General features: G+C 72.9%; 17 protein-coding genes. 7 read left to right on the forward strand and 10 right to left on the reverse strand.

All coding sequences use genetic code 11. The features are described from left to right. Positions 1-112 precede the first annotated feature (112 nt). From ACZ44S_RS27930 to ACZ44S_RS27940, 3 genes are all read right to left on the reverse strand, one after another. Positions 113-3,430: a helix-turn-helix transcriptional regulator gene (locus ACZ44S_RS27930; protein WP_466933699.1), complete on the reverse strand. Its 3,318-nt coding sequence runs from the start codon at positions 3,428-3,430 to the stop codon at positions 113-115. Positions 3,431-3,646: 216 nt separating this feature from the next. Beyond that, a complete protein-coding gene (gene bdeA / locus ACZ44S_RS27935; protein ID WP_466933701.1) occupies positions 3,647-4,549 on the reverse strand; it encodes a bis(hydroxyethyl) terephthalate hydrolase in 903 nt (300 codons plus the stop codon). Positions 4,550-4,909: 360 nt separating this feature from the next. After that, positions 4,910-5,104 carry a hypothetical protein gene (locus ACZ44S_RS27940; protein ID WP_466933703.1) on the reverse strand — a complete coding sequence of 65 codons (195 nt, stop codon included), beginning with the start codon at positions 5,102-5,104 and terminating at the stop codon, positions 4,910-4,912. 156 nt (positions 5,105-5,260) lie between these two features. Here ACZ44S_RS27940 and ACZ44S_RS27945 point away from each other — a divergent pair, with 156 nt between their 5' ends. Beyond that, complete coding sequence (locus ACZ44S_RS27945; protein WP_229853504.1) at positions 5,261-5,443, forward strand: hypothetical protein; 183 nt, start codon at positions 5,261-5,263, stop codon at positions 5,441-5,443. 55 nt (positions 5,444-5,498) lie between these two features. Here the strand turns inward: ACZ44S_RS27945 and ACZ44S_RS27950 are convergent, their stop codons facing one another. The 3 genes from ACZ44S_RS27950 to ACZ44S_RS27960 all read right to left on the reverse strand — a co-directional run bounded on the left by ACZ44S_RS27950 (position 5,499) and on the right by ACZ44S_RS27960 (position 10,204). Then, the gene (locus ACZ44S_RS27950) at positions 5,499-7,184 is read right to left on the reverse strand and encodes a tetratricopeptide repeat protein (protein WP_466933705.1); all 1,686 of its coding nucleotides are present in this window, start codon (positions 7,182-7,184) and stop codon (positions 5,499-5,501) included. A gap of 132 nt (positions 7,185-7,316) precedes the next feature. After that, positions 7,317-7,808, reverse strand: a complete 492-nt coding sequence (locus tag ACZ44S_RS27955) for a hypothetical protein (protein WP_466933707.1) — start codon at positions 7,806-7,808, stop codon at positions 7,317-7,319. Further along, positions 7,805-10,204 (reverse strand): molybdopterin oxidoreductase family protein, encoded by a 2,400-nt coding sequence (locus ACZ44S_RS27960; protein WP_466933709.1) that lies wholly within the window; start codon positions 10,202-10,204, stop codon positions 7,805-7,807. Before ACZ44S_RS27960 ends, ACZ44S_RS27955 begins: the two co-directional genes overlap by 4 nt. Before the next feature lie 230 nt (positions 10,205-10,434). On the opposite strand from ACZ44S_RS27960, the gene ACZ44S_RS27965 reads away from it, so the two are divergent. Then, positions 10,435-11,256 carry an SAM-dependent methyltransferase gene (locus ACZ44S_RS27965; RefSeq protein WP_190162554.1) on the forward strand — a complete coding sequence of 274 codons (822 nt, stop codon included), beginning with the start codon at positions 10,435-10,437 and terminating at the stop codon, positions 11,254-11,256. A 36-nt stretch (positions 11,257-11,292) separates the two neighbouring features. On the opposite strand, the gene ACZ44S_RS27970 is transcribed toward ACZ44S_RS27965, so the two are convergent. After that, complete coding sequence (locus tag ACZ44S_RS27970) at positions 11,293-12,216, reverse strand: helix-turn-helix domain-containing protein (RefSeq protein ID WP_466933712.1); 924 nt, start codon at positions 12,214-12,216, stop codon at positions 11,293-11,295. 154 nt (positions 12,217-12,370) lie between these two features. Then, complete coding sequence (locus tag ACZ44S_RS27975) at positions 12,371-12,601, reverse strand: DUF397 domain-containing protein (protein ID WP_466933714.1); 231 nt, start codon at positions 12,599-12,601, stop codon at positions 12,371-12,373. A 149-nt stretch (positions 12,602-12,750) separates the two neighbouring features. On the opposite strand from ACZ44S_RS27975, the gene ACZ44S_RS27980 reads away from it, so the two are divergent. The 4 genes from ACZ44S_RS27980 (at position 12,751) to ACZ44S_RS27995 (ending at position 18,349) form a co-directional block, all read left to right on the forward strand. Continuing rightward, on the forward strand, positions 12,751-13,329 hold the full coding sequence (locus tag ACZ44S_RS27980) for an ATP-binding protein (RefSeq protein WP_466933762.1): 579 nt from the start codon (positions 12,751-12,753) through the stop codon (positions 13,327-13,329). A gap of 29 nt (positions 13,330-13,358) precedes the next feature. Further along, positions 13,359-13,904 (forward strand): hypothetical protein, encoded by a 546-nt coding sequence (locus ACZ44S_RS27985; protein ID WP_466933715.1) that lies wholly within the window; start codon positions 13,359-13,361, stop codon positions 13,902-13,904. 220 nt (positions 13,905-14,124) lie between these two features. After that, positions 14,125-16,851 (forward strand): SpoIIE family protein phosphatase, encoded by a 2,727-nt coding sequence (locus ACZ44S_RS27990; RefSeq protein ID WP_466933717.1) that lies wholly within the window; start codon positions 14,125-14,127, stop codon positions 16,849-16,851. 133 nt (positions 16,852-16,984) lie between these two features. After that, positions 16,985-18,349, forward strand: a complete 1,365-nt coding sequence (locus ACZ44S_RS27995; RefSeq protein ID WP_466933718.1) for an FAD-dependent oxidoreductase — start codon at positions 16,985-16,987, stop codon at positions 18,347-18,349. A gap of 193 nt (positions 18,350-18,542) precedes the next feature. On the opposite strand, the gene ACZ44S_RS28000 is transcribed toward ACZ44S_RS27995, so the two are convergent. Together ACZ44S_RS28000 and ACZ44S_RS28005 are read right to left on the reverse strand one after the other, a co-directional pair. After that, positions 18,543-20,915, reverse strand: coding sequence for a glycoside hydrolase family 65 protein (locus ACZ44S_RS28000; RefSeq protein WP_466933720.1), 2,373 nt, complete (start codon positions 20,913-20,915; stop codon positions 18,543-18,545). A 120-nt stretch (positions 20,916-21,035) separates the two neighbouring features. Then, on the reverse strand, positions 21,036-22,766 hold the full coding sequence (locus tag ACZ44S_RS28005; protein WP_466933722.1) for a sensor histidine kinase: 1,731 nt from the start codon (positions 22,764-22,766) through the stop codon (positions 21,036-21,038). Positions 22,767-23,107: 341 nt separating this feature from the next. On the opposite strand from ACZ44S_RS28005, the gene ACZ44S_RS28010 reads away from it, so the two are divergent. Then, positions 23,108-24,310 carry a globin domain-containing protein gene (locus ACZ44S_RS28010; protein WP_466933724.1) on the forward strand — a complete coding sequence of 401 codons (1,203 nt, stop codon included), beginning with the start codon at positions 23,108-23,110 and terminating at the stop codon, positions 24,308-24,310. Positions 24,311-24,423 lie beyond the last annotated feature (113 nt).

Genomic DNA, 24,423 nt, shown 5'->3' on the forward strand with positions numbered 1-24,423 from the left:
CGGTGCCCGTGCGGCGGTCCCCGTACCGGCGCCGGGCCGGCCGGGGAGCCCGTGGGCCGGCCGCCGCCGGACTCGTCCTGCCCCGAAGGATGGCATACCGTCCGGTCGGTCCCTAGAGCCGTGCACCGGTCTTTTCCGCCTGCTCGACCAGACGGGCCAGCTCCACGCGGGAACGGACGCCGAGGGTGGCGAACACGTTCCGCAGGTGATAGTCGACGGTGCGGGTGCTGACGGACAGGCTCAGTGCCACCTCCCGGTTGGTGGCGCCCTCGGCGACACACCGTGCGATACGCAGTTGCTGCGGGGTCAGCCGGGACAGTCCCCCGGTCTCGGAGCCCGCGGGGGCCGCACCGCCCGCCCGCAGCTCGGCGGCCGTCTGCTGCGCCCACGGGTGAGCACCGCAGCGTTCGAAGCCGATGAGCGCCTCCCCGAGCCGGGCCCGTGCCTCGCGCAGCCGGCGCCGGCGCCGCAGCCACTTGCCGTGGAGCAGTTGGGTACGGGCCCGTTCGAAGTCACCGGCCGTCTCCTCGTGACGGTCCAGGGCACGCAGGTACAGGGCGTCGGCCGCCTCCGGTGCGGCCAGCAGCGCGCGGCAGCGCAGGAGTTGGGCGGGGGCGTGCGGGTCGGCGCCGCACGCGGCCCACACCGCGAAGTCCTCGACCACCGCCGAGGCGTGCTCGGGCCGGCCGGCGAGAGCGGTGGCCTCCACGAAACAGGGGACGGCGAGCATCCACACCGCGAAGTGGCCGCGTCGCGCACCGGGGCGGACGAGCGGGGCGAGCCGGTCCGCGGCCTCGCGTGGGCGGCCCGCGCCCAGGTCGGCGCGGGCCGCGGCCCACTGGGCGAGCGTCGCGGCCTGCGCCAGTCCGTGCCGGCGGGCGGTGCGGAGGGCGGCCTCGGCGTGCCCGGCGACGAGTTCCTTCTCCCCTTCGATCGACGCGGCGAGGGCCAGGACCGCGTGGTGATGGGCGGCGGCGTTCCGCTGCCCGGTGCGCGAGGCGGTGCGCAGGCCCTCCTCGGCGTGGGTACGGGCGAGCTGGTGGTGTCCGGCGCGCAGTTCGGCGTACGCCAGGTACTCCAGCGCCCTCGGTTCGAGGGCGGCGGAGCCGCGGGTCCGGGCCGCCGCGAGCGCCTGTGCGCCGGCCCGACGGGCGGCGGTCAGGTCCCCGAGCATGAGCGCGGCGGCGGCCGAACGCAGCAGCCGTTCGGGCTCGTCGCCGCGCAGACCTTGGTCGACCACCCGCCGCAACGGCCCGGCGGCCAGGTCGAACCGCCCGAGCAGCACGGCCCCCATCCCGTCCCGGTGATCACGGAGCACGGCCGTGTGGGACGGGACGACGCCGACGGCCCTTCCTCCCTCGCCCCGTCGGTCCGCGCCGGCCACGCTGCCGTTGCCCGCGCTCCCCGTGGCGGGCACGCCGTGAGCCTGCCCCCGACCGGCGCTCGGCACGGCCGCGGGGGATGCGCCGGTGACCGCCCGGCCCGGGGCGGGAGATTGCGCCGACTTGGCGGTACCCGAGGCACCTTCGCCCGGCGGGGTAGGGAGGCGGCACTCCGCCGCATCGGACGCGCGGGCCACCGCACCGGACTCCCGGCCGGCGACGGGTGGCGACGAGGCGGGGCTGAGGGCCTCCACGCAGGAGGCCGCGGCCGCGTCGCCCGCGTCCACCGCACCCAAAGCGGCCCGCACGGCGGACTCTTGGCCGGCGACCGGTGACGACGGGGCGGGGTGAACCGCCGCGGCGGGAGCAAGGGCCTCCAGACAGGACGCCGCCTCGCCCGCCGACCAGGCCGCGTCCACCGCACCCAGAGCGGACGCGTGGCCGGCGACCGGTGACGACGGAGCAGGGCGGCCCGCCACAGCCGGGGTGACGGCCTCCAGACGCGACGCCGGATCGCCCACCGACCAAGCCGCGTCCACCGCACCCAGAGCGGACTCGTGGCCGGCGATCGGTGACGACGGGGCGGGGTGACCCGCCGCGGCGGGAGCGAGGGCCTCCAGACAGGACGCCGCCTCGCCCGCCGACCAGGCCGCGTCCGCCGCACCCAGCGTGGCCCGGACGGCGTGCTCGTGGCCGACGGCGGCCAGCAGAGCGGCCGCGAGCAGGAAGGACTCACGGGCGTCGGTCACCGGTCCGTCGGCCAGGAGCACCGCGCCCCGCAGGAGTTCCGCCGCGCCCCGCGCGGACGCCGGTGCCGGGTGGCTCCGGGCGGCGTCGAGCAGACGCAGGGCCTCGGGCGGGTGACCGGCGAGGGCGGCCTGCTCGGCGGCCGCGGTGTACCGGTGGGCCCGTTCGGTGGGGTCCGCGGTGAGATCGGCCGCCCGGGTGAGCACCTGGCGGCGCAGCTCCGGCGGAAGGGCCGACGGCCCGTCCGCCGCCGCCACCAGCGCGGCCGCGAGGGCGGGGGCGTGACCCGTGACGGTCCAGGAGCGGTGCAGCAGGGCGAGCGCGCCGTGAGGGTCGGTCAGGGCCTCGGCGAGCGCCCGGTGGGCGGCGCGGCGCCGCTCGGGCGGGGCACCGGCGTACACCGCCCTCCCCAGGAGCGCACTGTGGAACCGGAGCCGGCCCCCGGTGAGGGCCAGCACCTCGGGAAGCGGTCCCGGGGCAGGTGCGCCGGCCGCTCGCCGGACGAGTTCCGCGTCGGCGGCCGGCTCCCCCGTCGCCCGTACGGCTGCCGCCGTCGTCAGCAGCAGGCCGGCCTGCTGCGGCGGCAGCCCGGTCAGGACGCCGCCGACCACGCCGGCCAGGGTCTCCGCGTCGGCCGACGGTTCGGGCAGCGCCCGTCGTCCGCCCAGCTGGGCGGGTGACAGCCGGTGGATCATCGCCAGCAGCAGCGCGGGGTTGCCCTCCGCCGCCGTCACCAACTCCTCGCGGACGGCGGGGTGAACGGCACCGTCCGTCGCCTCGTCGGCCAGACGTGCCGCCTCCGCGGGCGTGAGCGGGCCGAGCCGCAGCACCGGCAGCCCCGCCAGCTCCCGGTCGACGGGCCGGTGTCCGGGGACCGAGAGGAGGACGCCCGCCGGGACCCCCTCCTCGTGCACGCGCGCGACCGCGTGCCCCAGCGCGGCGCGCGACGCGGCGTCCCACCGGTGCACGTCGTCCACGCACACCAGGAGCGGCGCCGCGCCGGCCGCGGTGCGCAGGGCGTCGAACAGCGCTCCCCCCGCCGAGCCTTCCCCGGGGCGGGGCACGGTGCGGCCGGCCGCGCCGATCAGGGTGTGCAGGCCGCTCGGGCGCCGTGCGGACGGGGCCCGGTCGGCGGGTACGTGCCACACCGGTCCGGCCCGGAAGGAGCGCGCGGCCTGTTCGAGGAACGCCGTGCGGCCGCAACCGGGTTCGCCGGTCACGACGCGGACACCGCCATCGGTGCGCAGCGTGTCCAGCAGCGTGGCGATCACCCGAGGCCGGGGGGTCGTCTGTCCGGTCATCCCTCGGACCTTACTCACGCGTAAGGTCGCGCGGAAGGAAGGCGTCCCTTCCTTGGTGAACGCTCAACTGTCGTTCCACCAGCGATTCTTCCCGTTCGACCCGAGGAGCGGACTGTGCCGCGGCCCAAGCGGGCCGGTGCTCGGCGGTGCACCCGCACAACGCCGGTGGCGGCCCGCACCATGTGCGAACCGCCACCGGGTGGCCGTGCCGAAGGCTCAGGAGGTGTGCGGGCAGTTGCCCCGTGACTCCTCGATCGTCAGGCTCGGCCGCGGCAGCGGGCACAGGAACTGTTCGTAGCGGGTGTCGTTGTCGATGAACCGCTTCAGCCAGGAAATGCTGTACTTCGCGATCGTCGTGTTCGACGAGTTGGGTGTGAAGTGGGAGGCTCCGTTCAGCTCCAGGTAGGCCCGGTCCAGGGACGAGGGCAGGCCGGTGTACAGGGGCTCGGCGTGGCTGGAGACAGGGGCGATCGTGTCGCCGTCGGCGCCGAAGATCAGGGTGGGGGTCCTGACCTCGGGCCAGGTCTTGTCGAGGTTCCAGGGCGTCAGCGGGATGGCCGCCTGGAGGGAGGGCCGGTCCTTGGCGGCTTCGAGTGTTCCGCCGCCGCCCATCGAGTGGCCCATCACGCCGAGCCGGCTGCTGTCGACGCGGCCGCGGACCGCGCTGCGCTGCGTGAGGTAGTCCAGCGCGGCCAGCAGCTGTTCGCCGCGGGAGTCGGGCTGGTCGAGCGTGGTCCTGGTGTCGATGGTGAACACCACGAACCCCTGGGACGCCAGACGGGGTCCCAGCCAGGCGATGGAGGACTCGTAGGCGGTGAAGCCGGGCGACACGGCGATCGCGCCGAAGGTGCCGTCGGCGGTGCTGGTCGGGTAGTGGATCGTGCCTCCGCCGAAGCCGGTGACGGAGAGCGAGGAGACGGAGATGTCCGACACGGCGTAGGGGCCGCGCAGTGCCTCGATGCTCGCCTCGGTGGGTGCCGGGCCGCGCTCGTAGGGGTTGTCCGCCGCGTGGGCGCCGGGGCCGCTGAGGGTGGTGAGTCCGACGACGGCGGCCAGCGCCGCGGTCAGTCCGGCGAGCCGGCCGGCCTTGCGCCTGCTCGTGTGGGGGTGCTGCTGCACGACGAGTGGTCCTCTCTGTCGCGGCGGACCACCCGGCCGGCCGGGTCACGGGATCAAGGCGTGGGTGGGAGCCGTGCCCCGGCCGGGGGCGCCGCCGATTGACTGGCGGTGCCACTGTCGGAGAGGAGGGGGCCGGTACGGACCGGCAATCTCACCGGTCTTGTGGTGCCGTGCCCGGGTGCACGCATGGTGCCGTGCCCGCGTGCGCGCGACAAAGGTGACCCCGCGCACCGCATGCCGGAGAGAAGCGGGGGTACACGGGCAGGCGCGGTCACCGTCGGAGTCGGCGCCGACGGTGACCGCGTCGCGTGCCGGCGAAGTCCGCCGGGCACCGTGATCCGGTGAGGCGCGGCGGAAGCGTCACGCCGCGTCGTAGACGTGGGCCCGGCCGCCGGCCCACTTGACCCAGGCCGGATCGTCCAGGAGCTGCTCACCGTCCGGGAGCCCCGCACGTCGCAGGAACTCCACCACGTCACGGTCCGAGGCGGCGAGGCCGACGATCTCACCGCGCACGGTCACCCGGCGTCCGCCCGAGCCGAGCGGCGGATGTACCACGATCGGCGGCTTCCTCACCCCTCCAGCATCCGGCCGCTGCCGCCGATATGCATCCCGGCACCGCATGTCACCCGACTGGCCCGCCGGACGAGCCGCCCCAGGGTGTGCCGTGCTCGTATGGAAGCGGCCTCCACGCCTACCCGGAGGGAGCTGGGAATGCACGAGATGTGGTGCGGTGCAGACACTTCGGGGGAGCCGGTGTGGCACGTCCTCACCCCGGACAAGACATCGACGCTGTGCGGAGTGGAGAAGGAGGAGGACTCGCCGCGGCGTCACACGACGGACCGGCACTGCTTCTCCTGCATGCAGTCGTTCCAGGCCGTCGTGGCGTCCCGCTGAGGGCCGCGCACTCCGGTCCCGCTCCGTTCCTCGCCGGCCGCTCCTGTCGCTGGGCTCAGTGACAGGGGCGGCCGGTGCCGGAGTTCTCCGGGTGGTGCGTCTGAAGGCGGCAGAAGCAGGACGCCTCGATCGGGACGTCGGCCAGTGCGGCCGCCTGCTGAAGCTGCCGGGCGATGATCGCGGCCTCGCCCGTCTTCCCGGTGCGCAGCAGGCACTCGTGGAACCCGTGCAGCGCCCAGACGTTGTGGGGGTGCTGCTGGGGCCTCGGCAGGGTGGTGTCCAGGCCGAGGTCCGCGCGGTAGACGGCCTCGGCCTCGGCGACGCGGCCCTGTTCCAGGAGCAGCGCCCCGTAGGCGTGCCGGGTGGGCTGCATCCAGCCCCAGGGTTCGTCGTAGGGCAGGTTGTCGTCGAGCTCGATGGACCGCCCCAGCGCGGCGAAGGCGGTGTCGTACTCGCCCTTGCGGTACGCGAGCTCGCCGTCCAGCATCTGCGAGGCGATGGCGAGGATGTCGTGGCAGGTGTTGTTGAACAGCATCCGGGTCGCGGGGACACGGTCCACCGCCGCGCGGAAGCTCTGCCGTTCCGTCTCGGCGGCGTCGGTGGCGCCGGTCGCGGAGAGGGCGACACCGCGGGCGTAGTGGAGCAGGGCGGTGGTCACGCAGTACAGCTCCGGGTCGTCGGGGAACGGCAGCGCGAGGATGTCGTCCCAGCGGCCGAAGCGGATGAAGACGTGGACGCGCATCGCCAGGAACCCCTCGAGCCAGTCGGCCATGGGCGGGCTCTGCACCCGCAGCAGCTTCTCGGGGACGGTGGCCTCGAGCTGTGCGGCGGCGTCCAGGGCGACCTGCGACTGCCCGGCGAACATGGCGCCGTAGATCTTGAAATGGTGGTTGTGGACGCGGTACAGCGTGTAGAAGTTCATCGCGCCCGCGCGCCGGAGGTACTTCTCGTCGGCCGCGATGGCGGCGGTGTTGTCCGAGACGACCCGCCGGTAGTCGCCGCAGAGCACCTCCAGGTGCGAGGGCATGTGGTGCAGGTGCCCGGCGTCGGGCACGGCGCCGCGCAGCCGGTCGGCGACCGTGAGGGCGGCTTCCGGAGTGGCGGACATCTCCATCAGGTGGATGTACAGGTGGAGGATGCCGGGGTGCCGGGCGCCGGCCTCGGTGGCGAGCGCGCCGTCGAGGATCGCCTTGGCCTCGAGGGTGCGGGCACCGTCGGCGGGTCGGCCGGTCCTGAGGTCCCACAGCTGCCAGGGGGTGAGGTTCATCAGCGCGTCGGCGCAGAGCGTGGCCACGTCCAGGTCGCCGGGGGCGCTCTCGTACACGGCGAGCATCCGGTCCGCGTACGGCTCGTTCCACACGGAACAGTCCTCCGCGGCCCGGGCCTGCGGATAGCGGGCGCGCAGGGCCTCCACGAGGGCCTGCTCGACGGGGGTGGCGTGCGCGGCCTTCTCGTGCGCGAGCTCCACGGCCCGGTGGGTGCGCTCGACGGTGCCCGCCAGTTCGTCCTCGCCGAAGGCCTCCCAGGGTTTGTTGTAGTTGGGGCCGAGGGCGTAGGCCATACCCCAGTGGGCCATGGCGCAGTCCGGGTCGGCTTCGGCGGCCTTCTCGAAGCAGGCGACCGCTTCCTCGTGGTTGAAGGCATACGTCCACACCAGCCCGCGGTCGAACCAGAGTTGTGCCTCGGCGGAGGACGTCGTCACCGGCCGGCCGTGGGTGCCGAGGTCGTAGTAGTCGTCCATCACTGCCTGCCTCCCCGGGGAGCGGACGGGCCGGCCGCCGCGCCGGCGGCGGACGTCCCGTGGGGACGAAACCGACGATAGCGGGGCACAGGTGCTCGTGCAGGCGTCAGCGCGGATCCGGCCCCCGTCCGCCTACGTGCTGACGAGGAGCTGCGGGGACAGCACCTTGATCATCGTGTTGGTCCAGCGCATCTGGCGGAGGGTCTGGGGATGGCAGGACGAGACCAGGTCCAGCAGGTCCCGGTCCCGGGTGGCCTGCGCCGCCTGGGCCAGCATCTCCCAGTGGAGCGAGTTGCGGGTGGCGGCCAGGTGCAGGTCGCACAGGTCGTGCAGGAGGAGCAGACCGGTCTCCGGGCGGCGTCCGAGGATCTCCGAGGTCTTCTCCCGCAGCGCGGCGAGCGCGCCGGGCGCGGGGTGGTCACGGGGACCGGGCAGATCGAGGCCGTGATCGCGGCCGAGGGCTGCCAGCCGCGTGGCGTGTTCCCGGGACCAGCGGGCGACGTCGGTGGCGACATGGTGGAACTCGTGCTCGACCCGATGGCGTTCGGCGGCGGCGAGCAGGTTCTGTTCCAGCTCCCGTTCACCGTCGTGCAGGGTGCGCAGGGTGACGCCGATGCCGCTCATGCCGTGCTCCCCGCCGTGTCGGTGCCGTCCGCTCCCCCGCCGTGCCCCGCGTCGCGCCGGGCGACCAGGGTCATGCGCGCAGCGGCCGTCTTGAACAGCGGCTGTTTGGAGAGCGGGTCCCAGTCGGTGATGGTGGTCTCGTTGGCGGCGCGGCCGGGGGTGTCGTCGGGCGGCCGGTGGCCCTCCGGTGTGTCCCAGTAGCCGTAGTGGAACGGCACGAACACCACGCCGTCGCGGATCGCGGTCGTCCGCAGCCGGGCCCGCAGGGCTCCGCGCGGGGTCGTGACCTGGACCAGGTCGCCGTCGGACAGCCCTTGTGCGGCGGCCTCCGCGGGGGAGATCTCCGCCCATACGTCCGGCGCGGCGGCGTTGAGCTCGGGGGCGCGGCCGGTCTTGGTGCGGGTGTGGAAGTGGTGGACCGTGCGGCCGGTGATCAGCTGGAGAGGGTACTCGGGCGAGGTGTCCTCGTGGGGCGGGAGGTACTCGGCGGCCTTGATCACCGCCTTGCCGTCCGGGTTGAGGGAGCGGTACTCGACCGGTGTGACGGTCGCGCCGGTCACCATGTCCTTGCCGTAGCTCTCGCACACGTCGGGGTGGGCGTAGGTGATGCCGTCGGCGTAGAGGCGTGCGGTGCCGTCGGGGGCGTCCTCGGTACAGGGCCACTGGATGCCGCTGCCGCGCCGCAGTTTGTCGTAGCTGAGTCCGGTGTAGTCGCAGGGGCGCCCGGCGCTGCACCGCTGCCAGGCAGCGAAGGCGCCCTGCGGGTCGCGCCAGCTGATCAGCGGTCCGCCGTCCTTGTCGCGGAAGTCCATGCGGGCGGCGAAGTCGAGGAAGATGTCGAGGTCGGCGCGGGCCTCGCCGGGCGGTTCGACGGCCTTCTCCGACAGGTGCACGGTGCGGTCGGTGTTGGTGAAGGTGCCGGTCTTCTCGCCCCAGGTCGCGGCCGGCAGGACGACGTCGGCGAGCTGGGCGGTCTCGGTGAGGAACAGGTCCTGCACCACCACGAACAGCCTTTCCTGGGCGAGGATCGAGCGGATCCTGGCGAGTTCGGGCAGGGAGACGGCCGGGTTGGTGCCGGTGATCCACAGCAGGCCCAGGGAGCCCTGTTCGGCGTAGCGGAAGATCTGCATCGCATGGGTGGGCGGGCCGTGGTGCGGGATGGCGTCCGGCTCGACGTTCCAGATCTCGGCGAGCTCCGCCACGTGCTGGTCGTTCTGCCAGTTGCGGAAGCCGGGGAGGTCGCCGTTCGCACCGCACTCACGGGTGTTCTCGGCGGTGGGCTGGCCGTTCATCTGGAGCAGTCCGCAGCCGGGGCGGCCCAGCATGCCGCGGACGAGATGCAGGTTGTTGACCTGTACGGCGGCGGCGGAGGCCTGGTGGGACTGGTAGACGCCCTGCAGGACGGTGGACAGCAGCCGTCGCGCGTCACCGAGGAGTTCGGCCGCCCGTTCGATCTGCGCGGCGGGGACGTCACAGATCTCCGCGGCCCATTGCGGGGTGCACCGCTCCACGCGAGAGGCGAGTTCGTCGAAGCCGACGGTGTGGGCGTCGAGGAAGGCGCGGTCGATCCGGCCGGTGCGGATGATCTCGTGCAGCAGGGCGTTGAGCAGCGCGACGTTCGTGCCGGGGCGGGGTGCCAGATGCACGTCGGCGCGCCGGGCGACGGGGGTGTACCGGGGGTCGACGCACAGCAGCCGGGGCGGGTCGGAGCCTTCCAGGCGGTCCAGGATCCGCATCCAGAGCACCGTCTGGGTTTCGGCCACGTTGTGCCCGAACAGGGCGATGGTGTCGGCGTGGTCGATGTCCTCGTACGAGCCGGGCTGGCCGTCGGAGCCGAAGGTCTCCTTGAGTGCCTCGGCGGCCGTCGCGGTGCACAGCCGGGTGTTGCCGTCGAGGTGGTTGGTGCGGATGCCGACGTGGGCGAGGACCGCGAGGGTGTAGTACTCCTCCAGGAAGAGCTGTCCGGTGGTGTAGAAGCCGACGGCGCCGGGGCCCCGTTCGTCCAGCAGGGTCCGGGTGCGGGAGGCGATCCGGTCCATGGCGGTGTCCCAGTCCGTCTCCACCAGCCGTCCGTGCTGCCGGACGAGGGGCCGGGTGAGACGGTCCGGCGCGTGGTTGGCCTGCCAGCCGAAGAGGTCCTTGGGACCGAGCCGGCCGCGGTTGACCCGGTCGACGGCGCGGCCCCGGACGCCCACGATGCGTCCGTCGCGCACGGCGATGTCCATCGCGTCGCCGTTGGAGTGCAGGATGGAGGCGGAGCGCACCCATCGCTCCACGTCCTCCTCCCGGACCCCTTCCGCCAGATGCATGTCGGTGCGGACCGGCCAGGGCGTGCCGGGTGCGTACGGCGTGCGTGCGCCCCAGGGGTTGGCGATCGGGTCCGTCGAGCTGTCCAAGGTCCGGCCTCCCACGGGAAACGGGCGTCGCCCGGCGAGTACCCCGCGTCCGACCCGCCAGACGCTCACGTAACGCGCCCATACGAGCACCCATGGTGACCACAGGTGTGCCGGGCGGTATTCCTTCGAGGCCTCATTCGCCGACGGGCTGGCAGGGGCCGCGTGGCGCTCCCTAGGATGTATTTCCTGTCCAGCCAGTCCAGTTGGCGCGGTACTCCGCAGGGGGAACGATGCACACCGGTAAGCAGTTGTCCACCGAGATCGACGCAACCGTGCCGACGGCCGCACGTATGTACGACTACTACCTGGGCGGCAAGGACAACTACGCGGCGGACCGCGCCGCGACCGAGGAACTCGACAAGGTGGTGCCCAGCACCCGTCGTCTGGCCCTGAACAACCGGCGCTTCCTCCAGCGCGTGGTCCGTACTCTGACCCAGGAGTACGGCATCCGGCAGTACCTGGACCACGGTTCCGGCCTGCCCACCCAGGACAACGTCCACCAGGTCGCACAGCGCATCGACCCCAGCACCCACGTGGTGTATGTCGACAACGACCCGATGGTTCTGGTCCACGGCCGGGCCCTGCTGGAGCAGGACGAGCGCACCGTGGTGATCCAGGCCGACATGCGCGAGACGGACGAGATCTTCGGGCACCCCGAGACCCAGCGGCTGATCGACTTCTCCGAGCCGGTCTGCGTACTGTTCAACTCGGTCTTCCACTGCATCCCCGACAGCGACACCGACGGCCCGCTCGCGGTGGCCCGCCGGGTGCGCGAACGGCTCGCACCCGGCAGCTTCATGGTGATGTGCCAGCTGGTCAGCGAGGACCCCGAAGTCCGCGAGTTCGTCACGAACTTCATGGACCAGGCGACCCAGGGGCACTGGGGCCGGGTGCGTGAACCGAAGGACGTGGAGGGCTACTTCGAAGGGCTGGAGGTCCTGGAGCCGGGCCTGGTGGAGGTGTCCACCTGGCGTCCGGACACCGAGGTGGCGCCCCGTCAGCTCACGCAGGAGTGGATCGAATTCGGCGGTGTGGGCCGGCTTCCGCAGTAGACACCCTCTAGCGACGCCAAGGCCGGCGCTGCGCCCCTACGAGGTGGCGTAGCGCTCCTTGATCGTGCTGCGCAGCAGTTCCACGGAGTCGCGGGGCTTGAGGGCCTCGTCCGCGAGACGGTCCAGCGCGATGCGGTACTCCTCCGTCTCGTCCCGGTCCTCGAGGAAGTTGGCGCTCCTGATGTGCTCCAGATAGACCACGTCGGGCAGATCCAGACCGCCGAAGCGCAGATAGGTCACCGGGATCGCGGGAGCCGACGCGTTGGTCACGTCGAGCGGCACGATCTGCACCGTCACGTTGGTGCGTTCGGCCATCGTCACCAGGTGCTCGAGCTGCTCGCGCATCACCGCGCGGCTGCCCAGGACTCGCAGCAGGACCGACTCGTCGATGACGGCCCACAACTGCGGCGGGGCCTCGCGCTGCAGAAGCTCGGCGCGGCGCATGCGCAGTTCCACCCGGCGCTGCACCTCGCCCGCCGGGGCGTTGGGCAGCCCTCGTTCGACCACCGCGCGGGTGTAGGCGGCGGTCTGCAGCAGTCCGGGAACGTACTGGATCTCGAAGGTACGGATGGTGGCCGCGGCCTCCTGGAGCCCGACCAGACGGTCGAACCACTCGGGCATCAGCCGCTTGTCGTACCGCTGCCACCAGCCCGGCTCTCCGGCCCGCCGGAGGAGTTTGAGCAGCACCGAGGCCTCGTAGTCGTCGGTGCCGTACAGGTTCAGCAGCGCGCGGACGTCACTCTCGGTCGGCGGGCGCCGGCCCTTGCCGGACTCGATACGGGACAGCTTCGCCCCGCTGAAGCCGGCAGAGCGGGCCGCCTGGTCCTGGGACAGCCCGGCATCCTCGCGGAAGCCCGCCAGCTGCACGCCGACCAGCATCTTCAGCAGGGTCGGCGCGGGCTCGGACCTGTCCAGATAGGGTTCCAGACGGGAGATGCGATGCGACGACGCGGCGGACATCCTGACTCCCAGCAGACCGGCACAAGGGCGATTAACACTATCGCATCTGACGCTGCCTCACCGCATCCGCCCGGGGAAGCCCGGCAGAAGTGAGTGGTTGAACTCCGTTTCACCGGCGCCGCCCCAGGGCGGCCGGCGCCGGCCGCCCTGGCACTCAGAGGAGATGGTCGAACTCGCCGTCCTTCGCACCGGCCAGGAAGGCGGCCAGCTCCGCGGACGTGTAGACGAGGGCGGGGCCGTCGGGATCACGTGAGTTGCGCAGCGCGATCTCCCCGCCGGTCAGCGGCGCCACCTCGACACAGTTGCCCTCGGCATTGCTGTGCCGGCTCTTGATCCAGCGGGCGTCCAACTGACTGGCCCGCACTCCGTTCCGCACTCCTGGCACCGCTGTCTCCTTGCTGTTCGCGTTCCCCACCCGGCACGGCTCCCGCCGCCCATGACGAAAAATCTCGCGCAATTTCTCGTGCAATTGCACGCGAGCGCTGTCAGCGTGGATAATAGCTGCGGCGTCAACCCCCTTGTAGGCGCCCCGTCCTGACGTCGCATCGAGGAGATGCCGTGTCATCACCTGCGTTACCGGCGCTGCGGCCGCCGGCCGTCGCCGTGATCCCGTTGCGTGGCTCCGGCACGGCCCCGGCCTCCCCCCACGCACCGCTGCCCGCGATGCCGTACGAAGGACCTCCTCCGACGCCGGCGACGGCCGGCGCCGCGTCCGCCTCGGTGGCGCTGCGCATCACCTGCAGCCGGGAGGGCCTCGCCCGGGCGCGGTCCTTCACCCGGGACACCCTGGGCGTCTGGTCGCTCGGCCACCGCTGCGACGACGCCACCCTCGTGATGACCGAGCTCACCGCGAACGCCGTGACACACGCGGCACCGCGGTGCGCGGGTGTGCCGGACGTCCGGCTCGGGTTCCACCGGGAACCGGCGCACCTGCTGCTCACCGTCTCCGACCCCGACGACCACCCGCCCGTCCGTGCTCCGGGCGCCTGCCTGGAGGAGCACGGCCGGGGGCTGCACATCGTCGACGCCCTGTCCGAGGCGTGGGGCTGGACCCCCACGGCCCCGGCCGGCAAGACGGTGTGGGCCCGGTTGTCCACCCGCCCGCCCACCTGACACGACTGCCGCGGAAAGGCATCCACGCCATGCGCAGCGCTTCGACGGAACAGCCGAGCAGCGAGCGCCCTGTGCGCCACACGTCCCCCACCGGAGTGGCACGGACCACACCCCTCACGGCAGTGTCCCATGTGCCGTGGGCCGACATGCAGGACTCCACCGGATCGGCGGCGGCCATCCCCCTGCTGCTCAACGGCATCGCCTGGGGAGACTCCGACACGGCCCTCGCCGCCCTGGAGGATCTGCGGAAACGCATCTGCCAGTACGGGTTCGTCACGGAACAGGCGACCGCCGCCACGGTCCCCTTCCTCTGGGAGCTGGCCCAGCTGCCGCACGTCACCTGCCGGGCCCGGATCATCCAGCTGCTCAAGGCCATCGCCGACGCCCGGCAATGGGAGAGCACCGCCGCCGCGTATCCCAAGCTGCTCAACCGCCGCGAGAACCCGGTGGTGTGGGAGCGGGCCGCTCGGCAGGCGGTCCGCGCCCGGCGCGGCGAGCTGAACCGGCTGCTGTCGGAGCCGGACACCGAGATCTCCCGCGCCACCACGGAACTGGCCCGGGCCCTGGCCGACTGAGGCCGGGACGGACACGTCCGGGGGTGGCCCGGGCACCGAACGCGCGCGACCTTCGGGGGACGAGTCGCGCGCAGGGGGAGGGTCGCGCGCGGCCGAGGGGGGAAGGCCGCGCGCGACCCGCGGCACGGAACGGGGGACGGGCGGCAACCCGCCGGTCAGGTGGGTGCCGCCCCTCGCCTCGCGTGGCCCGGCGGTGTAGACATGGCACATGGTCCGACTCATGGGTCGATCCCGGACCCGGTCGCCCCTGCGGCCCGGTGCCGCGGCGTCCGCACGGCGCCGACAGAAGGGGGGCGGCCCCTCTCGGCGGCATCCGGCGGCGGCACTGCGGTCGGTACTGAGCGGGCGCAGCGTCGCCGGTCAGGTGTTCGTACTGCATCTGCTGATCGTGCTCCTGCTGGTCGTGGCCGCGGTCGTCGCCCTGGTGCTTCAGGTCCGTCGGGACAGCACCCAGGAGGCCCGCAACCGTTCGCTCGCCGTGGCGGAGACCTTCGCCAACGCGCCCGGCACCGTGGCGGCGCTCGACTCCCCCGACCCGACGGCCGTCCTGCAGCCACGCGCCGAGGCGGCCCGCGAGGAGTCGAACGTCGACTTCGTCGTCGTGATGAACACCGACGGCATCCGCTACACGCACCCCCGGCCGGACCGCATCGGCAAGCAGTTCGTCGGCACCATCGAGCCCGCGCTGGCCGGGGAGCCGGTCGTGGAGGAGATCGAGGGGACCATCGGGCAGCTGGTGCAGGCGGTGGTGCCGGTCGAGGACGGCGACGGCACGGTGGTGGGCCTGGTGTCGGCGGGGATCACGACCGAGAACGTCGGCGGAGCCGCGGAGGCCCAGCTGCCGCTCGTGCTGAGCGCCGCGCTCGCCGCGCTCGCCCTGGCCACCGGGGGCGCGGCCCTGGTCAGCAGACGACTGCTGCGCCAGACCCACGGCCTGGGCCCGCACGAGATGACACGGATGTACGAACACCACGACGCCGTGCTGCACGCGGTGCGTGAAGGGGTGCTCATCGTCGACGGCCACGGCACCCTCATGCTCGCCAACGACGAGGCGCACCGTCTGTTCGGTCTGCCCCCGGACGCCGAGGGCCGGCATGTGCGGGACATCGGCCTGGATCCCGGCACCGCCGACCTGCTGTCCTCGGGGCGGGTGGCCACGGACGAGGTGCACCGGGTGGGCGACCGGCTGCTGGCGGTCAACCAGCGGCCCACGGACCGCTCGGGCGGCCCGCCCGGCAGTGTCGCCACGGTCCGCGACTCCACCGAGCTGCGTGCCCTGTCCGGCCGGGCCGAGGCGTCACGCGAGCGGCTCAACATGCTCTACGACGCCGGGGTGGGCATCGGGACGAGTCTGGACGTCACCCGCACCGCCGAGGAGCTCACCGAGCTGGCCGTGCCCCGGTTCGCCGACTTCGCCACGGTGGACCTGTTCGAGTCGGTGCTGGCCGGCGGGCACCCGGACCCGGCAGCCGCTCTGCGCCGCACGGCGGTCACGGGAATCGCCGACGACCCTCCGCTCTATCCCAGGGACGAGAAGATCCGCTTCGTGGCGTCGTCCCCGCAGGGCCAGAGCCTCGCCGACGGCCGCCCGGTCCTCGAGCCCCGCCTCGCCGAGGCCCCGGGCTGGCACGCACAGGACGTCGAGCGCTCCGGGCAGGTCATGGAGTACGGCATCCACTCGCTGATCACCGTGCCGCTGCGGGCCGGTGCCCTGGTGCTGGGCGTGGTCAGCTTCTGGCGTTCCCGCAAGGCGGAGCCGTTCGACACCGATGAGCTGGCCCTGGCGGAGGAACTGGTGGCCCGGGCCGCCGTCTCCATCGACAACGCCCGCCGCTACACGCGCGAGCACAGCATGGCGGTGACGCTCCAGCAGAGTCTGCTGCCGCGCAGCCTGCCCGAGCAGAGCGCCCTGGAGATCGCCTACCGCTACCTTCCGGCGCAGGCCGGGGTGGGCGGGGACTGGTTCGACGTCCTGCCGCTGTCCGGCGCGAGGGTCGCCCTGGTGGTCGGCGACGTCGTCGGGCACGGCCTGCACGCGGCGGCCACGATGGGGCGGCTGCGCACCGCGGTGCACAACTTCTCCGCGCTGGACCTCCCGCCCGACGAGCTCCTCGGTCTGCTCGACGAGCTGGTCGCCCGCATCGACCAGGACGAGGCACAGGACGAGCACAGCGCCCCGGTGACCGGTGCGACCTGTCTGTACGCCGTGTACGACCCCGTCTCGCGGCACTGCACCGTCGCCCGTGCGGGTCATCCCCCGCCGGCCCTGGTCCGGCCGGACGGCGGTGTCGAGTTCCCGGACGTGCCCGCCGGCCCCCCGCTGGGGCTCGGCGGGCTGCCGTTCGAGTCGGCCGATCTGGAGCTGCCGGAGGGCAGCCGGCTGGTCCTCTACACCGACGGTCTGGTCGAGGACCGGGGGCACGACATCGACGTCGGCCTGGAGCGGCTGCGTGAGGCGCTGTCCCGGGCCGGGGACTCCCCCGAGGACACCTGCAGGGTCGTGCTGGACTCCCGGCGGCCGGTGCGGGCCGGGGACGACATCGCGCTGATCGTGGCGCGGACGCGGGTGCTGACCGCCGACCGGATCGCCGAGTGGCCGGTGCCGTCGGATCCGGCGGCCGTCGGCGAGGTGCGGGCCGCGGTCACCCGCAAGCTGGCCGAGTGGGGACTGGAGGAGCTGACCTTCGGCACGGAGCTGATCCTGAGCGAGCTGGTCACCAACGCCCTCCGCTACGGAGGCAGCCCGATCCAGGTGCGCATGCTGCACGACCGCAACCTGATCTGCGAGGTCTACGACAGCAGCAGCACCTCGCCGCATCTGCGGTACGCGACCATGACGGACGAGGGCGGGCGCGGGCTGTTCCTGGTCGCCCAGCTCGCCGAGCGCTGGGGCACCCGCTATCTGCCCGCGGGCAAGGTCATCTGGGCGGAGCAGCCCACCCCCTGAGCCATAAGCCAGACCTGGGAGAGGTCATAAGGGATGCTTATGAGCTCATAGAACGGACCCGCGTACCAGGTAAGGCATGCCTTAGTTTAGGCTTCCCCACGAGTCGTCCGTCATCGCTCGAAGGGAACCGCACATGCCCCGCCCCCTGCGGGTAGCCATCGTCGGATCCGGCCCCGCCGGGATCTACGCCGCCGACGCCCTGCTCAAGTCCGACGTCGCCGCCGAACCGGGCGTGTCCATCGACATCTTCGAGCGCATGCCGGCGCCGTTCGGTCTGATCCGCTACGGCGTCGCCCCCGACCACCCGCGGATCAAGGGCATCATCACCGCCCTGCACCAGGTGCTCGACAAGCCGCAGATCCGTCTGTTCGGCAACGTGGACTACGGCACCGACCTCCACCTGGACGATCTGCGCACGTTCTACGACGGCGTGATCTTCGCCACCGGCGCCATGGCCGACCGCGCACTGGACGTCCCCGGCATCGGCCTCGACGGTTCCTACGGCGCCGCGGACTTCGTCTCCTGGTACGACGGCCACCCGGACGTGCCGCGCACCTGGCCCCTGGAGGCCGAGAAGGTCGCCGTGCTGGGCGTCGGGAACGTCGCCCTCGACGTCGCCCGTATCCTCGCCAAGACGGCCGACGAACTGCTGCCGACGGAGATCCCGCCGAACGTGTACGAGGGCCTGAAGGCCAACAAGGCCCTGGAGGTCCACGTGTTCGGGCGCCGTGGCCCGGCTCAGGCGAAGTTCAGCCCCATGGAACTGCGCGAGCTCGACCACTCCCCCACCATCGAGGTCGTCGTCGACCCCGAGGACATCGACTACGACGAGGGCTCGATCGCCACCCGGCGCGGCAACAAGCAGGCCGACATGGTCGCCAAGACCCTGGAGAACTGGGCGATCCGCGACACCGGCGACCGCCCGCACAAGCTGTTCCTGCACTTCTTCGAATCCCCCGTGGAGATCCTCGGCGAGGACGGCAGGGTCACCGGCCTGCGCACCGAGCGCACCGCGCTCGACGGCACCGGCAACGTCAAGGGCACCGGCGAGTTCAAGGACTGGGACGTCAGCGCGGTCTACCGGGCCGTGGGCTACCTGTCCGACAAGCTGCCCAAGCTGCCCTGGGACCTCGGCTCAGGCACCGTCCCGGACCAGGGCGGCCGGGTCGTCCAGGAGACCGGCGAACACCTGCCGTCCACGTACGTCACCGGCTGGATCCGGCGCGGTCCGGTGGGCCTGATCGGCCACACCAAGGGCGACGCCAACGAGACCGTGGCCAACCTGCTGGAGGACTATGCGGGCGGGCGGCTGCTGACGCCCGAGTCGCCCGCTCCGGAGGCGGTGGACGCGTTCCTCGCCGAGCGCGGCATCCGCTTCACCACCTGGGACGGCTGGTACCGGCTGGACGCGGCGGAGAAGGCGCTGGGCGAGCCGCAGGGCCGCGAGCGCGTGAAGATCGTCGAGCGCGAGGACATGCTGCGGGAAAGCGGCGCGTAACGCCCGGCCGGCGAAGCAGGCAGCCGAGAACACCCGCCGCCCCGGACGCGCGGGACACGGCTCCCGGCGGGGCGTACCCGTCCCCGCCTCTCCGGCGGGATCCGCCGGAGAGGTCCTGGGCCGCCGCTCCCGCGCAGCGCACCGCAGGTCGCCCGTCCGGTTCGTTCCCGGGCCGGGCGGGCGCTCGGCCGGTTCAGTCCGGGAGGGCCAGCCGGCCGGTCTCGCCCGGCTCGACGCGGACCGTGCGGCGGTCCGGGAGGTGCACGTCGATCGGGGAGCGGCCGGACTCGGGCACGGTGATCTCCAGCATCCCGCGTTCCAGCCGCAGCCGCACCCCCCAGTGGCCGTGGTAGCGCAGGGTGAAGCCGTAGGAGGACAGTTCCGGCAGGGGCACGGGGTCGAGCCAGAGGGCGCCCCGGCGGGTCTCGAGGCCGGTCAGTCCGCGCTGGACCAGATCGAGGGTGCCGGCCATGGCGCCGAGGTGGATGCCCTCACCGGTGGTGCCGCCCTGGATGTCGGCGATGTCCGCCTGAAGTGCCTCCTGGCAGAACTTCCAGGCGTCCGCGCGGCGGGCCCGGGCCAGGACCCAGCCGTGGACCAGGCCGCTGAGGGTGGAGCCGTGGCTGGTGCGGTGCAGGTAGTGGTCCACCGTGCGCCGCCAGGTCCGTTCGTCGAGGCTCAGCCCCAGCCGGTGGAAGACGCCCTGGAGTTCGGCGGGCGAGAAGAGATAACCCAGCATCAGGACGTCGGCCTGCTTGGAGGCCTGGTAGCGGTTGACGCTGTCGCCCTCGGCCTCCAGGATCCGGTCCAGGCGCCGGATGTCGCCGTACCGGCGCCGGTAGCCCCGCCAGTCGAGTGCGGCGAGTTCCCCGTAGCCCTCGAACTGGCTGATCACACCGTCGTGGAAGGGGACGTGGAGCATGCGGGAGATCTCCTCCCACTCCTCCAGTTCACCCCCGTCCAGTCCGGTGCGCTCGGTGAGTTCACGACGCCGGGGCTCGGGGAGGCCGTCCAGCACCTCCAGGGTGCGGGTGAGCACCCAGGCGGCCGTGACATTGGTGTACGCGTTGTCGTCGAGGCCCGGTTCGGCGGCGTCCGGGTAGGCGTCGTGGTACTCGTCGGGCCCCAGGACACCCTTGATGCGGTAACGGCCGAGACGTTCGTCGAAGCCGGCCGATTCCGCCCAGAAGCGGGAGATCTGCAGCAGCATCTCGGCGCCCTTGGTGTGCAGGAACTCCTCGTCGCCGCTCGCCTCGCAGTACTGCCACACGTTGTACGCGATGGCCGAGCCCACATGGTGCTGGAGGTGGGAGTGGTCGGGCAGCCAGCGGCCTGAGCGGGGATTGAGGTGCAGCTGCTGGGTCTCCTCCCGCCCGTCGCTGCCGCTCTGCCACGGGTACATCGCGCCATCGCCGCCCGCGTCCCGCGCGGCGGTGCGGGCACGTTCCAGGCGCCGGTGGCGGTGGTGCAGCAGCGCGCGCGAGACCTCCGGGAAGTGCAGGTTGAGATACGGCAGCACGAACAGTTCGTCCCAGAAGACATGGCCCCGGTAGGCCTCGCCGTGCAGCCCTCTGGCCGGAACACCGACGTCCAGGTCAGCGGTGTGCGGGGACAGGGTCTGCAGGACGTGGAAGAGATGCAGCCGCAGGATGCGCCCCGCCTCGTCGGGCACGTCCAGCTCGGCCCGGCGCCACAGTTGCTCCCACACCGTCAGATGGGGCGCCAGCAGCGCGTCGAAGCCGCCCGCCCGGCTCACCCGGTCGACGGCGGCGTGCAGCGGGTCGCTGATCGCGGGGTCGCGGGAGGTGTGCAGGGCGACGATCTTGTCGACCGTGGCGGTGCGCCCGGCGGCCAGTTCCAGCCGGGTCGTCTGGACGGCACGCGGCCGGTCGTGCCGGATCGTGACGGGCGCGGGTGACGTCAACCGGGCGGCGAGGGCGATCCGCACGTCCGAGGTACGGGTGCGGCAGCGCAGCCACACGGTGTCCGCCGAGGTCGTACCGGTGAGCACATGGGTCAGATGGCGGCCGTCCAGATCCCGGTAGCGCGGTACCCCGGCATTGGTGACGCCGCCGTCGAGTGCCGCCTCGGTCTCCAGGGTGCCGGAGAAGCCCTCGGCGGTGAACTCGGTGCGCAGGCCCGCCAGATGAGGGTCGGCCATGTGTACGAATCGGAGCTGGCGTACGAGGAGCGCCCGCCCGGTGCCGAGGCCGTACCGTGTCCTGCGCTCCAGCAGTCCGGAGGACAGGTGCAGCGTCACGGCGTGGTCGAGCACGGTCGCCGTGTCGGGGGCGAGCCAGGGCTCTCCGGGCAGGCGGAAGCGCAGCGGGAGCCAGTTGGGCAGGTTGACCATGTCCTCGTTCTCGACCTGCCGCCCGGCGACCTGGGAGGAGAGCCGGTTGTAGATGCCGGCCGCGTAGGTGCCCGGGTAGTGCACCTCGTCCGCCGAACACTCCGCCAGGGCACCCCGGGTGGCGACGTATCCGTTGCCCAGGGTGCACAGCGACTCGCGGAGGCGCACGTCGGCGGGATCGTACCCCTCGTACTCCCAGGTCCAGCCCGTCATCGACGCTCCTCCCGCCGACGGTGCGCCCGTGCCGGCCGTGCCCTCGCGGCCGCTGGGCCCGGGGGCCGCCAACGAGTACCCCCGCCGGGTGACGGCCACACACCGGTCCGGCGGGAGCGCCTACCGCTCGTCCACCGGGACCCGCCACACGAGCGTGGTGCCCCCGCCGGGGGTGCCGGTGATGTCGAAGGTGCCGCCGAGCTGCTCGGCGCGCTCGGCCATGTTGCGCAGCCCGCTGCGGCGGCCCCCGGCCGGGATGCCCACGCCGTTGTCCGCGACCGTCAGCCGGACCTCGCGCCCGTCGGTCTCCAGGACCACGTCGGCGCGGTCGGCGACGGCGTGCCGGGCGATGTTGGTCAGCGACTCGGAGAGCACCGCCACGAGGTGGTCGGCGGTCTCCTTGGGCACCTCGGTGTCGATCAGGCCCTCCATGCGCACGCTGGGAGCGAAACCGAGCAGGGGGGCGGCCTCGCCGACCACCCGTACGGCGCGGGCTCGCAGGCCGGTGCCGGCGGCGCCCGCGGCGGAGCGGGAGCGCAGGCCGAAGATGGTCGAGCGGATGATCTTGATGGTTTCGTCGAGGTCGTCCACGGCCCGCAGCACCCGCTCCGAGGCCTCCTTGTGCTCGATGAACCGGCCGGCGCTCTGCAGGGTCATGCCGGTCGCGAACAGCCGCTGGATGGCCAGGTCGTGCAGATCGCGGGCGATGCGGTCGCGGTCCTCCAGGACGGCGATCTGCTCGGCGTCCTGACGGCGTTCCGCCAGCTCCATCGCCACGGCCGCCTGGGCGGCGAAGCCCTGGAGCGGTTCGGTCTCCTTGTCCGAGAACGGGTTGCGGTCGGCGGACCGGACCAGCAGGACGATGCCGCGCACGCTGTCGCCCGACCCCATCGGCACGGCCACGGCCGGGCCGAGGTCCTCGAGCCGCTGGGGGCCCGGGAAGACCCGCTCGTCGCTGGTGATGTCCGGGCTGGTGACGGGCGCCGCCGTGGTGAAGGCCCGGCCCAGCAGGCTGCCGTCGACGGGCACGACGAGCCCGCGGTGGCTTTCGGCGCCCTGGCCGACGGCCAGTTCCACGGTCAGCGAGTCGGTCCCGGCCATGGGCACCGCGACCACGGCGAGGGCAGCGCCGGTGATCTCGCGGGCGCGCTCCGCGATGAGCATCAGGGCCGTGCCGCGTTCGCTGCCGGACATGAGTTCGTGGGTGATCTCGGCGTTGGCCCCCAGCCAGCGTTCCCGCTGCCGGGACTCCTCGTAGAGGCGCGCGTTGTCGATGGCGACGCCGGCGGCGACCGCCAGGGTGGACAGGACCGACTCGTCCTCCTCGTCGAACTGCGCCCCGCCCCGTTTCTCGGTCAGGTACAGGTTGCCGAAGACCTGGTCGCGGACCCGGATGGGGACACCGAGGAAGGTGTTCATCGGCGGATGGTGGGGCGGAAATCCGTAGGAGGCGGGGTGGTCGGAGAGTTTCGCCACCCGCAGCGGCTCGGGGTGCCGGATCAGTTCGCCCAGGATGCCGTGGCCCTCGGGGTAGTGGCCGATGCGGGCGATCTCCTCCTCGCTGACACCGACGGTGTGGAAGGCGGACAGCCGCCTGCCGTCCGGGCCGATCACGCCCAGTGCCGCGTACCGCGCGTCCACCACCGCCGCGGCGGCCTCGACGATGCTGTGCAGCACCTGCTCCAGTTCCAGTTCCCGGCCGACCGAGAGCACGGCCTCCAGCAGGCTGCGCACCCGGTCGCGGGTGCCGCGGGCCGCGTCGATACGGGCCTGGAGCTCCTCCAGCAGCTCGTCGAGGCGCAGCTGCGGCAGCCGTACGCGGGCATCCCCGTCCCGCTCGGAGCCTTCCACCCGTGTGCCTCCTGTCCCCTCGCCTCCGCACCGCCGCCCGGCTGTCTCCCGACCCGGCGTCCGGTAACGGTCCAGTAAAGGCGACGGTACGGCATCGGGCGGGCGACCGTTCCGGCGGGGAGCGCCGACCGGCCCCGTCGGTTCACTGGGCCGGTCGGCCCTGCTCCGGCGGGCCGTCCGCCTGGGCCGGAGGTCCCGTTCGCCCGGGACGACAGTCCCGCGTCCCCGGCCAGGACGCTGTTACCCCCGGATACCGGCATTCCCGATTGCTATACAGGTTCTGCCGCCGGTCCGGACCCGCGGTCCAACCCTCTTGTTCCGTCCCGTCTTTGGGAGACCTCATGCTGTCCGAAGAGTCCGCCGCAGTCCTGCGGGCCACCCTGCCCGCCGTGGCCGGGGCGCTCGACGAGATCACGACGCGTTTCTACGGCTCGATGTTCCGCGACCGGCCCGAGCTGCTGGACGGCCTGTTCAACCGGGGCAACCAGGCCAGCGGCGCCCAGCGCCGGGCGCTCGCCGGTTCCATAGCCGGTTTCGCCCAGGCCCTCCTCGACGACCCGGACAGCCGCCCGGACGCCCTGCTGGCCCGGATCGCCCACAAGCACGTCGCGGTCGGGATCACCGACGACCAGTACACGATCGTCCACAAGTACCTGTTCGGCGCGATCGCCGATGTGCTCGGGGACGCGGTGACCCCCGAGGTCGCGGCCGCCTGGGACGAGGTGTACTGGCTGATGGCCGGTGCCCTCATCGCGTTGGAGGCACGGCTGTACCACGACGCCGGGGTCGAACCCGGCGACATCTGGCGCCCGTGGACGGTCGTGGAGCGCCACGAGGAGACGGACGACGTGGTGTCGTTCCTGGTGCGCCCGGCCGACGGCCGGCCCGCCCCGCAGGCCCGGGCCGGTCAGTACGTCAGCGTGAAGCTGCCCATGCCCGACGGGGTGCACCAGCTGCGCCAGTACAGCCTGTCCTCCGACCCGGGCCAGGAGCTGCGCCGCATCACCGTCAAACGGGTCGCGGGCGAGGAGGGCGCCCCGGACGGCGAGGTGTCCAACCTGCTGTTCGAACGGATCGGCACCGGGGACGAGCTCATCCTGTCCGTGCCCGCCGGCGATGTCGCGCTCGACGAGGCCGATACCCCGCTGGTCCTGGTCTCGGCCGGAATCGGCTGCACCCCGATGCTGGGCATGCTCGCCCGGCTGGTCGCCACGGGTTCCACCCGGCGGGTGCTCGTGCTGCACGCCGACGGCTCCCCCGCCGAGCACGCCCTGCGCGCGGAGACCCGCGAGGCGGTGAACGGGCTGTCCGACGGGGAGGCGGTGTTCTGGTACGAGCGCCCCGGCCCCGAGGAGTCCGGCGCCCGCAGTGGTCGGATGGACCTGGAAGGGATCGACGTCCCGGCGGACGCGACGGTGTACCTCTGCGGTCCGCTGCCGTTCATGCGCGCCGTGCGCGGTGCGCTGCTCGGCCGCGGGGTCCCCGCCCGGTCCATCCACTACGAGGTCTTCGGCCCGGACCTCTGGCTGCCCGAGGCGGCCTGACCGCTCGGCGGGGGGGGGGGGGGGGGGGGGGGGGGGGGGGGGGGGGGGGGGGGGGGGGGGGGGGGGGGGAGGGGGGGGGGGGAGGGGGAGCGGCGAGAAAGGCGACGAGCAGA

It is taken from the genome of Streptomyces malachitofuscus (assembly GCF_055571035.1).